Genomic DNA, 12,626 nt, shown 5'->3' on the forward strand with positions numbered 1-12,626 from the left:
TATAAAGATACTCATGTTGATCGTAAACTTACCGTTTTTTCACCGTTTATTGACCGTATAATTTACGATCAATAAACGGTGAAAAAACGGCCAAAAAACGATAAATTTGGCCTTGTATATACTTTCTTTATAATTTTTTTATTATTTCATTTCTGGTTATTTGGTTAAAATAGGATTGTTTTAGCTATAACTGTTAGTCAAAAAAATTGGCAGGAAATAAAAAAATTAAGCGGAGTACAATTTCCATACTACATCATTGCCTCTCAGGTACAAATGTGTATTTTCAACACTAATGCCTTTATTTTGAGAGGTTTTCTATTTTTCAAATACCTTTAAATTAGCAGGTTATGTTTTTTATGAGAAATCGAAATATTAAATGATGTAATTATGTTGTAGAAAATATATACCTACCTGTTGATCAAAATATGCACATTTGCTGCCGTTAACCAAAACGAAATCAATAAAATAGTGAACCAAATGATGATTAACTTATAGGAGTTCTTAAAGAAAGAGCCAATCTAAACTAAAACGATCAAAACTTTTTTATTAAACAATTTATCAACCAATTAAATCAAGTGTAATGAGAATTTTTACTTATTGCCTAATGGTATGTTGTGTGCTATGTATGACGGCATTTGCACAGCAGGAAACTACCATCAGCGGATCGGTTACCGATGCCACAACAGGTGAATCGATTCCCGGAGTAACTGTTACTGTTAAAGAAACAGGGAGAAGCGTACAGACGGATGTCAATGGCAGGTATATGGTGCGTTCGAGTGGCGCGGAAACTTTGCAATATAGCTATATAGGTTATCGAACGCATGAAGAATCCATTACCAACCGCAGTGAAATTAATGTTTCGCTGGTTACCGGTGATGAACAACTGGATGAAGTTGTCGTAGTGGGTTACGGTACTCAGCGTAAACAGGATGTAACCGGTTCCATTGCAAGTGTGCAAGGCTCGGAATTACTCAAACAGCCGGTACAAACGCCTACACAAGCCTTACAGGGAAAAGCAGCCGGTGTGCAGATTATAGCATCTGGCCAACCCAACGAACAACCACAGGTTCGTGTAAGGGGTACGGGTTCCATGCTAGCTGGAGCAGAGCCCCTATATGTGGTAGATGGCGTGCTCAGTGATGATATCCGTAATATTAACAACGCTGATATTGTAAGCGTAGATGTGCTCAAGGATGCTTCCGCGGCCATTTATGGCGTAAGAGCGGCCAATGGTGTCATCATTATTACCACCAAAAAAGGGCAGGAAGGCACAGTAAAGGTCGATTACTTTGGCCATGGCGGATTTCGGCAAGCGGCCAATCTCGTGAAAATGGCCAACAGGGAACAGTATATTGACTATATAAGAACAGCCGCTCCGGCAAGATACAATAGCTTGGAAGCCGATCTGGAAAGCGGACTGATATATGACGGGAGCACCAATTGGTACGACGAAGTCTTGCGGAATGCTTTTCAGACGAACCAGAATATCTCATTTTCAGGTGGCTCGGAGCGAAGTACATTTTATGTAAGTGCCGGTATTATTGCAGAGGATGGTATTATCCAAACGAATAACTTTAACCGGTTTAATTTCCGGGCGAACAACGACGTGAAGATTTCGGAAAAACTCCGTTTTTCATCACAGCTAGGGCTCTCTAGGGCAAACGAACGGGCCGTAGAAGTGGGCGATAACTATCGGAACGTATACCGGGCGTCACCGCTCGTTCCGGCACGTGTAGGCGATCGCTTTGGTAATCCTGCAGCTTACCAAAGCGTAGGTAATCCAGTGGCCTCCTTGGAAACCAGGGATGAAGGGATTGTGAATAACCGTATACAGGGAAATATCGCTTTAGACTATAAACCCATTAAAGTACTGACCTTGCGTTCGGCTTTTAACACAGACGTCGTTTTCAACAATGAGCGCGTTTACGGATATAAAATTTTAAACAGTGATGAATATTATTCACCGGGCGGAGGCTCGCAACAGCGGTTAAACAGTACACTCAGTGTGGAGCGGTCTAACTCACTACGGTATATCTGGGACAATACCGTTACTTTTGATAAGTCTTTTGATAAACACCAGCTAACCGTAGTGGGCGGGTCGGTGACGGAGAAATTCAGGTCGGACATGCTTAGCGGCAGCCGCATTAATATTCCAGAAAGTAAAGACCAATGGTACCTGGGCCTGGGGGATCCGGATAACTCGCTCACCAATAACAGTACGGGAGATCTCTTTACCCGTCAGTCTTTTTTGGGAAGAGTCAATTATAATTTCGACGGACGTTACTTGCTTTCTGCATCGTTACGTGCCGATGGCAGCTCGAAATTTCGGGAGAAGTGGGGCATGTTTCCTACCTTAGGATTAGGCTGGGTACTGTCTGAGGAGTCCTTTATGCAGAACCAAAATGTGTTTGATTTTCTTAAGTTTCGGGGAAGTTACGGTATACTCGGTAATGATAATATAGGTACTGCTTTATATATCGTTACAGGGGGTATTAACATTCCCTATTTTTTCGATAATGGCATTTCGCTGGGAACCGCCATACAAGATATAAAGGATGGTAACTTGCGTTGGGAAAAGACAGAGCAGATCGATTTTGGAGTTGAATTTTCACTATTCAATAACCGATTGAAAGGAGAGGCCGATTATTATAATAAGCGAACAAGTGATGCGTTAGCCAGGGTATTGATTCCGGCTATTTTTGGTGATCCAGATAACACCTATGTAACGAATACCGCATCGTTCCGAAACAGGGGAGTCGAGTTCGGCTTGAATTGGAGCGATCAGGTGGGCTCGGATTTCACCTATAGACTGGGAGGCAATATTACCTTCAATCAGAACAGAGTGATCGGACTGGCGGGCGGGCAAGCGATTTCTGCGGGAGGTGTAGGACAGCAGGGTGTAACTACCCGCACAGATAACGGACAGCCGGTAGGAAGTTTCTACCTGTTAAATGCCATCGGCATTTTTCAATCACAGGAAGAGATCGATAATTCGCCCGTTTATGGCAATCGGGATAATGTACAGCCGGGAGACCTGAAATACGAAGACGTAAACGGTGATGGTATAATTAATGCAGATGACCGGATTTTCGCTGGATCTTATCAACCGAAATTTTATTTCGGATTCAATGTTGGATTTGAATATAAAGGCTTCGACCTCTCAGCTGATTTTTACGGGAATGTGGGCAATCAGATCTATAATGGTAAAAGAGCCTTTAGGTACCAACCAACCGATAATATCGAAGCTTCTTTTGCGCAAAATAGATGGACGCCGGAGAACCCCTCACAAACCGACCCGCGCATAATCGACACCGCAGTACCAGCTTCCACTTATTTTATGGAATCCGGTGATTTCTTGCGATTGAATAACCTAACCGTTGGTTATAGCTTACCTTCGGCACTACTGAGCAAAAGCAAATGGATTAATAATTTAAGGCTTTTTGCTACCTCGCAGAACCTATTTACGCTACAGAAATTCAGTGGCTTCAGTCCTGAACTCCGGGGAGGCGATATATTGGCTTCCGGGATCGAATTAAACATTTATCCTACAACCAGAACATTCGCTTTTGGGATAAGTGCAGGGTTTTAATTGATAGATTGTAAAGACATGAAAAAATATAACAAAACAAACAAGTTGATTGCAGGCGCATTTTTTGTTGGTTTAGCAGCAATGTCCTGCAGTAAGTTCTTGGAAGTGGCGCCTCAAGGGGCAATCACGGAGCAGGAAATAAGTACCAATCCTTCTGCAGCGCAAGACTTGGTAACCAGCGTATATAACATCATGTGGCAGGGAGGTCTGCATGGTGTAGGGTTTGTTGGGATGACCAATATTGCCTCAGATGATGCCGATAAGGGTAGCCACCCAACAGATGGTGCAGCAACCATGGGTAGGTTAGATGACCTTTCACAATGGGATCCAAGTATTACCACTTTGGATCAAATATGGTCGGGACATTTTGCAGCCATTGCACGGGCAAATCAGGCACTGGCATATATCACACTGAGTCCGGCCGATGAAATTGTGAAGAATCGTTTAACGGGCGAGGTCCGCTTTTTACGAGCGTATTTTTACTTCAATTTGGTTCGATTTTTCGGTGGGGTGCCCAAAATTGATGAAGTCCCGCCACTGGAAGAAATCAATAACCCCAGCTATCAGCAAAAAGCCACGAAAGAAGAGATTTATGAACTCATTGTTGGCGATTTAGAATTTGCAGTGGAAAACCTGCCAATTAAAGGCGATGGGGGGACGCAGTTGGGCAGGGCTAATAAGGGGGCGGCCACCGGTATGTTGGCGAAGGTATTTCTCTACCAGCAAAATTGGCAAAGGGCCTATGAGTTGAGTAGTCAACTTGTTAACGGACAAGTAGGCAATTATGATTTACTGGCGAACTATGAAGACATTTGGCGGCATGTAGGGGCAAATAGTGTCGAATCGCTCTTTGAAGTCCAAACAGGCGTGAACGCAGCCTGTACTGCGGCAATCGATAACTATGCCTTCAGTCAGGGCCCCCGTGGTTCGGGGCCTGATAACCTGGGCTGGGGCTTCGGAACACCGTCGGAGAGTCTAACAAACGCCTATGAAGAAGGTGATCAACGAAGGGAAGCGACCATCATTTTTATTAATCCAGATGGTAACACCGTTTTGTGGGATGGCTACACTTTTCCGGGAACAACTACAACGAATGAGCGTTATAATTATAAGTCGTACCATAGCCGCGTGCAGGAGCCAAATTGTGCGGCGGCGGGTAGGCTCCCTAAAAATCTGCGCATCTTGCGCTTTGGTGAGGTTTTACTGATTCACGCAGAAGCAGCGTTGGCGACTGGAAATGTAGCGGAAGCAATGGAAGATATCAACAGGTTGAGATTACGTGCGGGAATCGCTCCTTTAAGTATGGCGGATATTAGCCGGGAGGCTATTTGGAATGAAAGGCGCGTTGAGCTCGGAATGGAGCACGATCGATACTTTGATTTAGTAAGGCAGGAAGCCATACAGCCCGGAAGAGCGGTACAAGCCTTTGAAGCCGACGGAAAAGTTTGGGTGAAAGGAAGACATGAGCTTTTCCCTATACCCCAGAACCAGATACAGTTGAGCGAAGGAGAATTGGCTCAGAATCCAGGATACTAATAGCGTAATGACTGCTAGACTGAGAATGACAAACAAATAATAATGAAGAATTTGATGAACGTAAGAAAAAAAACAGTGTTATACCTTATGCTCTGTTTCCTGCTGGTGGCTTGCCAACAGGAAACAGAGGAGATTACTTTTGTGTTACTCCCCGATACGCAAACCTATGCGGAAAAATACCCCGAGATCTTAGATGCCCAGATTAGCTGGATTGAAGAAAATACGGAAAACATTGACCTAGTGTTGCAGCAAGGCGACCTCACACAAAACAATAATGATATCGAGTGGCAACGCGTGCAAAAGAGCTTTCAACGCCTAGATAACAAGGTGCCCTATGTATTGGCGGTGGGTAATCATGATATGGGAAGCGGACCAGGGAATTTTGCTGATGAAAGAAACACAACCCTGTTCAACAAGTATTTCCCCCTAGACAAAATGTCGGCTTTACCGGCCTATGGAGGAACATTTGAAGATCAAAAGTTAGATAATACCTATTATGTCCTAGAAACCGGCAGACAGAAATGGCTGATCCTTTCTTTGGAGTTCGGCCCTAGAGAAGCGGTGTTGGAATGGGCCAATGAAATAGTTGCCAAACATCAGGATAAATTGATTATTCTAAATACACACAGCTATATGTACTCGGATAGTACTCGGCAAGGGTATGGTGATAATTGGCGGGCACAAGGTTATGGCGTTGGGCAGGATGAAGGACAAGACGCGGTAAACGATGGAGAACAGATTTGGGAGAAATTTGTGAAAAAACATCCCAATGTACGTTTCGTGTTCTCCGGTCATATCTTAAACAATGGCGTAGGAACCCTGGTAAGTGTAAATGATGCCGGTTTTCCGGTTTATCAATTTCTTGCTAACTATCAAGAAGGAGTAAAAGGGTCTGTCAAAGGCGGGAATGGTTGGTTGAGGATCTTAAAATTAAGACCAAAGGAAAAGCGTATAAAAGTAGAAACCTATTCCCCGTATATCAACGAATATATGGATGATGAAGCGCATAGTTTTCACATAAAAGAGGTATTTCTGCGGAGTGGATATTGAAGATCGTGAAATAGCGACTCTTTTTTAAATGAAAATACCTCACTAGACAGTACATCATTACCTCTCATCGTTAATTGTGTACTTGATACACAATTTAACGATTTCTGAGAGGTGTTTTTAATTGTTAAACGTTTGATTTATAGTTGTTTGATTTTTTTTATGTGTATTGGTTGAGAAAAAAAAGTAGATTGATGTATGAATGTTGAGGATAACAATATGAAGTTTTCCAAAACAACCTAGCACCTTTGTTTTGTTAACCATAGACGACAGGGAATGCCGTAGGTAGTTAAAACCTAAAATATGTCTACTTCGTCTTTAACTAGTATTAACCAATAAAGAATTAAACAATGAGGAATAAATTTACTTATTACCTACTGGTAGTATTTATTCTTTTTGCAAGTAGTGTTTTTGCACAAGATGAAATTACTATTCAGGGTAAGGTGGTTGATTCACTTGATGGTCTGGGTATACCGGGTGTAAGTGTACTGATCAAAGGAACCACCACGGGAACACAAACGGACGCGGAGGGCAATTACCGTATTACTGCGTCATCTGATGCCACACTAACATTTAGCTTTATTAGCTACAAAAGGCAGGAAATACCTATCAATGATCAAACCACTATTAATGTAACCATGGAAAGCGAGAGTGAGCAGCTGGACCAAGTGGTGGTGATTGGTTATGGTACAGCGGCAAAACGCGACTTGACCGGGTCGATTGCGCGTATTAGCGGAGAAGAGATTGCAGAGCGGCCCGCTATGAACCCGGTTGCCAATATCCAAGGTCGCGTGGCAGGTGTTCAGATAACGAATTCAGGTAGACCGGGAGCACAGCCCGATGTTAGGATACGAGGAACGAATTCCATTAACGGTGCGGCACCTCTATATGTTGTCGATGGGATTCTTAACGATAATATTGACTTTGTAAACCCTGCGGATATCGAATCGATGGAAGTATTGAAAGATCCTTCTTCACTAGCCATTTTTGGTGTACGTGGTGCAAATGGAGTGATTGCCATTACTACCAAAAAAGCCAAAGAAGGACAGATTAATTTTAACTTCAATACTAACACGGGATTCAGAAATGTTGCAGACCGTATGAAATTGGCTAACGGTGATCAATTTCGCACCTTATTTGATGAGCAGCGTCGTAATGAGGGAGCAGACCCCTATGATTATTCTCTGTATAATGCCAATACCGATTGGCAGGATGAGATCTTCCAAACGGGCGCTATTACGTTAAACAACCTAAGTGTAAGTGGCGCTACGGAAAAGAACAAGTTCTATATGGGATTAGGTTATCAATACGAAGAAGGGATGATAAAAAATGAAGCCTTGAACCGTATCAACGTAACCATTAATGACCAACTGGAAGTTACCGATAATTTTAGAGCAGGAATAAATTTTACCGGATATCGTGCTGAATTGCCTTTTGAGCGTAATGTGGAAGGAGCTATACGTGCGGCCCCTATTTCGCCTGTTTATAATGAGCAATACGATGCCTTTTACTCTTTGCCGGACTTTCAGCGGCCACAGATTCGGAATCCGATGGCGGCTGTTGAAGTACTTGATAACACACAGGTCATGAAAAACTACCGTGCCGTAGGAAGTGTATTTGCCGAGGTTGATTTCTTAGAGCACTTTACCTTCAGGACGAACCTTCTTGCCGACTATGGGTTTAGTCAACGGAGAGCCTACACACCAATCATTGACTTGCTCATTCCAACAGCATCGGGGGAACCCGATTTTCAACGGGTAGAGCAAATTACCAGAGTGGAAGCACATCAGAATATTTATAGCAAAGTTCAAACAGACTGGTTATTAACATATAAAAATAGTTTTGGCGACCATAATTTGACTGCTACTGCTGGTTTTACTTCATATTATGATAGTTTTGAGCAAGTGGCTGCGGGAAGAACACAGGGGCAAGGTGCACCTATTCCTAATGATCCTCGGTTTAACTATGTCGGAATGGGATCCTTGGATTCACAAACTGGAGACGGTTTCGCTTGGGAAAGAGCTACTTTGTCGTACCTCGTTCGCGGACTTTACAATTATAAGGGGAAATACCTGTTAAATGCCTCGTTCAGGCGTGATGGTAGCTCTGCTTTCAGAAGTGCTGGCAATCGATGGCAAAATTTCGGCTCCATTGGGGCTGCGTGGGTATTGAGTGAAGAGGATTTTATGCAGTCGCTTGAATTTATTAATAACCTGAAATTAAAAGGTTCTTATGGTATCTTGGGTAGTCAAAATACGGGAACTGGCGCTGCTTCTGATGACAATGAAAATCGCTACCCAGCCTATCCTATTTTGGTTGCTAACTCATCAGCTGTTTTTGGCAATGCTTTATACCCTGCTTACGAACCGGAATACATTGCCGATCCAAACTTACGTTGGGAATCTATCCGGTCCTGGGAAGTCGGGTTGGAGTTTAATGCCTTTAACAATCAGTTGTATGTAGAGGGAGCGTATTACAATAAAGATACGCGCGACATGTTGGTAACTGTTCCAGGTATCTTGGGTACCAGGCCAGGGTTATCGAACGTGGGTAGCATTCGTAATAGTGGCATTGAGCTTGCTGCAAGTTGGGATCAGCGGATTGACGAAGACTGGTCGTATAATATTAGCGGAAATATCACAACGATAAACAACGAAGTTGTTAATCTCGCCGGCGAAGGGTATCAAATATTCGATGGTATATCGCGTACTACTGCAGGCTTTCCTATAGGTTATTTCTTTGGATATGAAATGGATGGGGTTTATCAGAATGAAGCAGAAGTAGCGGCATTACCTAATAATATTAACCCTGCAGCACCAGGAGACATACGTTTTCGTGATCTCAATGGAGACGGTGTTATTACCGAAGCAGACCGTACCATCATCGGTAACCCAAGCCCGGATTTTACCTTTGGCTTCTCTGCTAGGGTAAAGTACAAACAGTTTGACCTGGGTGCCGAATTCATGGGGGTATATGGTAATGACATATTTCGAAATTGGAACCGACAGGCCTTTACACAGTTTAATTTTCAAGAACATCAATTAGGGCGTTGGACTGGTGAAGGCAGCACCAACACCGAACCGCTTTTAAGTAACACCCGGCCAAACAATCGCTTAGTCTCATCCTATTGGATTGAGGACGGCAGCTTTATGCGTTTAAGAAACTTGCAAATAGGATACAACTTTAGTCAGGAGTTTCTGCAGAAGACCAGATTGAAGGCGTTAAGAGTGTATCTGAATGCGCAGAATCCATTCACCTGGGCGCGTAATACGGGTTTCACCCCTGAAATAGGAGGAAGTGCGATTTCTTTCGGTGTCGATACAGGAACTTATCCGGTACCGGCAGTGTATACCTTAGGATTAAATCTTAATTTCTAATTCATTGAGAGAAAAAAGATGAAAACATTAAATATATTGAAACAAAGTTGGCCTGTCGTAATTCTGCTGTTAACAACCGTAATTATTACTTCATGTAAAAAAGATTTTCTTGACAGAAAGCCATTAGGAGAGTATATAGAGGAAGACATTCCTCCGGGCGATTTGAACGCGCAAGTATATGCTATTTATGCGGCCCTGCGTGAAGATGGAATCAGCAGCTTACCCTACATCGCGGTACATAATATCCGTTCGGATGATGCGGATAAAGGCAGTACGGTATCAGATGGTGCCGATGCTGAAGCTATTTTTGATAATTTTCAGTATACGACCGACTTTTGGTTGATAAACCAATATTGGTCTGACCATTACAACCTGATAGCGATGGCCAATAACGTGATTGATGCGGTCGATTCCGTAGGGTTGGAAAGCGAAGTAACAAGGGTGAATCTTGGAGAAGCTAAATTCTTTCGGGCCTATGCTTATTTTGATATGGTCAGGGCCTTTGGCGAAGTACCCTTGATTGACTTCCGAATTCTTAGGCAAGAAGATGCCATAAAACCCAAAGCAACCGTAGCAGATATATATGGGTTAATAGATGAAGATTTGGAAGAGGCTATCGCTTACTTACCTACCAATTGGGATCCTTCTTTCATTGGACGGGTAACAAAAGGAAGTGCATTAACGTTAAGAACCAAATCGTATATGGCTCGCCAGATGTATGGACAGGCTTTATCTACCGCTCGTATGGTCATGGAAAGTGGCGAATATAACCTGAACATGTCTTATGAACAGATATTCAGGGAATCTGGCGAAAATGGCAGTGAATCCATTTTTGAAATACAGGCCCTTTACACGCAGAACCAAACCGATGTAGGTTTAAACTACGCCAGTAGACAAGGCGTGCGAGGCGGGGGAGTTTGGGATTTGGGCTGGGGCTGGAACACACCAAATGAGCGTTTAGCCGCGGCTTTTGAAGAAGGAGATCCGCGTAAGGATGAAACCCTTTTGTATTCTGGTCAGATAAATACACCTTATGGAGAGGAGGTCCCAGCGGCTACTTCTGAACTTCCACGGCCATATTGGAGTAAAAAAGTATACACGGATCCGGCGATCCGGCGCTCAGCTGGTAGTTTACAAGGGCAATGGTTTAATATGCGGGTGTATCGCTATGCAGATTTAGTACTGCTTGCCGCTGAAGCGGCCAATGAGACAGGTGACCGGGTGTCGGCATTAAATTACCTGGAAACGGTAAGAGCAAGAGCTAGGGGAAACAACGAGGAAGTGTTACCGGAAGTAACCGCCGAAGACCAAGTAGAACTTCGCGAAGCTATTAGACATGAACGGCAAGTAGAGTTGGGAATGGAAAATGAGCGTTTCTTTGACCTAGTAAGATGGGGTATTGACATAGAGGTGATGCATGAAGCGGGTAAAACCGGATACCAAGAACGTCATCGATATTTACCTATCCCGCAGCCTGAAATTGATCGTTCAGGCGGTGTACTCGTGCAAAATCCAAATTATTAATAAAGTATTGGGAAACAACGAATAATACCGAAGCGGTTAAGATCAGTTTAAAGCGGTATTATTCGTTGAAGAACCAATTGATCAGCATGTCATTTACTAAAAGCTAAACCTTTATGTTACTAAAACAAACGATGCAACTGAAGAAAAATCTAATGAAACTATTGTCGCTATTTGCAGTGCTTTTTTTTGCGGCGTGTAATACAAATCAAAATGGTCGAACCGAAGATTCCGGCGAAGCAAAAAACGACAGCCTTTCAGACGACTCCCTACTAACCTTAGTTCAACAGCAAACCTTTCAATACTTCTGGGAAGGAGCTGAAGAGACATCGGGGCTTGCACGGGAGCGCATTCATATCGATGGTGAGTACCCGCAGAACGACTATGACGTCGTGACTACAGGCGGTGGCGGCTTTGGGGTCATGGCTATTCTTGTCGGAATGGAACGAGGCTTTATCACACGGCAAGAAGGCGTTGAACGTCTCAGAAAAATTGTTGATTACCTCGAAAAAGCCGACCGTTTTCACGGAGCTTGGCCGCATTGGCTGCATGGGCCTACGGGTAAAGTCAAGCCTTTTGGCCAGAAAGATAATGGTGGTGATCTCGTAGAGACGGCCTTTATGGCACAGAGCCTCATCTGCGTAAGACAATATCTGGAAGCAGGAAATGACGAAGAGAGACAGCTGGCCGCAAAGGCCGATGAACTTTGGAAATCCATTGAATGGGACTGGTACCGAAAAGACGGCGAAAACGTATTGTATTGGCACTGGAGCCCTGAATACGGATGGGACATGAATTTTCCTGTTGAAGGCTATAATGAATGCTTGATTATGTATGTATTGGCCGCCGCTTCGCCGACACATGGTGTACCTGCGGAGGTTTATCATGAAGGGTGGGCTAGAAGTGGTAAAATTAAATCGGATGCCGAGCAGTATGGCCTCAAGGTGGAATTGAACCATAATTTCCATGATGGAAGTGTAGGACCGATGTTCTGGGCACATTATTCTTACCTAGGACTAGATCCACGAGGCTTAAAAGATCAGTATGCGGATTACTGGGAACTTAATAGAAACCATACCCTTATACAGCGGGAATACTGTATTGAAAACCCCAAAAAATTCAAGGGTTATGGCGAACAGGCTTGGGGCCTTACCGCTAGCTATTCGGTGAAAGGTTATGCCGCACATAGCCCGAAAGAAGATGAGGGCGTGATCACACCTACAGCAGCCTTATCATCTTTCCCTTATACGCCGGAGTATAGTATGGACGTTATCCGGTACCTGTATGATGAACTTGGCGATAAAGTGTGGGGAAAATATGGTTTCTATGATGCTTATAGTGAAACAGACAACTGGTTTCCACAACGTTATCTAGCCATCGACCAGGGGCCTATTCCAGTGATGATTGAAAACCATCGAAGCGGATTATTATGGAAGCTGTTTATGAGTGCACCAGAGGTGAAAGTAGGTTTAAAAAAATTAGGTTTTGCTAGTTCGCAACATAACTTGTAGGTAAAGAGGGTTCCTGTATAAGATCAACAATTTAAACAGGAGCCT

At 43.5% G+C, this 12,626-nt stretch carries 6 protein-coding genes; all 6 read left to right on the forward strand.

Going from position 1 to position 12,626, the window contains the following annotated elements; all coding sequences use genetic code 11:
* Positions 1–580: 580 nt before the first annotated feature.
* The 6 genes from H8S90_RS06490 to H8S90_RS06515 all read left to right on the forward strand — a co-directional run bounded on the left by H8S90_RS06490 (position 581) and on the right by H8S90_RS06515 (position 12,581).
* Positions 581–3,589, forward strand: a complete 3,009-nt coding sequence (locus H8S90_RS06490; RefSeq protein WP_187341757.1) for a TonB-dependent receptor — start codon at positions 581–583, stop codon at positions 3,587–3,589.
* A gap of 18 nt (positions 3,590–3,607) precedes the next feature.
* On the forward strand, positions 3,608–5,125 hold the full coding sequence (locus H8S90_RS06495; RefSeq protein ID WP_187341758.1) for a RagB/SusD family nutrient uptake outer membrane protein: 1,518 nt from the start codon (positions 3,608–3,610) through the stop codon (positions 5,123–5,125).
* 54 nt (positions 5,126–5,179) lie between these two features.
* Positions 5,180–6,175 (forward strand): metallophosphoesterase, encoded by a 996-nt coding sequence (locus H8S90_RS06500; RefSeq protein WP_187341759.1) that lies wholly within the window; start codon positions 5,180–5,182, stop codon positions 6,173–6,175.
* Positions 6,176–6,522: 347 nt separating this feature from the next.
* On the forward strand, positions 6,523–9,549 hold the full coding sequence (locus H8S90_RS06505; RefSeq protein WP_187341760.1) for a TonB-dependent receptor: 3,027 nt from the start codon (positions 6,523–6,525) through the stop codon (positions 9,547–9,549).
* 18 nt (positions 9,550–9,567) lie between these two features.
* Positions 9,568–11,073 (forward strand): RagB/SusD family nutrient uptake outer membrane protein, encoded by a 1,506-nt coding sequence (locus tag H8S90_RS06510; RefSeq protein ID WP_187341761.1) that lies wholly within the window; start codon positions 9,568–9,570, stop codon positions 11,071–11,073.
* Between the two features lie 113 nt (positions 11,074–11,186).
* Positions 11,187–12,581: a glucoamylase family protein gene (locus H8S90_RS06515; RefSeq protein ID WP_255501845.1), complete on the forward strand. Its 1,395-nt coding sequence runs from the start codon at positions 11,187–11,189 to the stop codon at positions 12,579–12,581.
* Positions 12,582–12,626: the final 45 nt, after the last annotated feature.

It is taken from the genome of Olivibacter sp. SDN3, from assembly GCF_014334135.1.
Classification (GTDB): domain Bacteria; phylum Bacteroidota; class Bacteroidia; order Sphingobacteriales; family Sphingobacteriaceae; genus Olivibacter.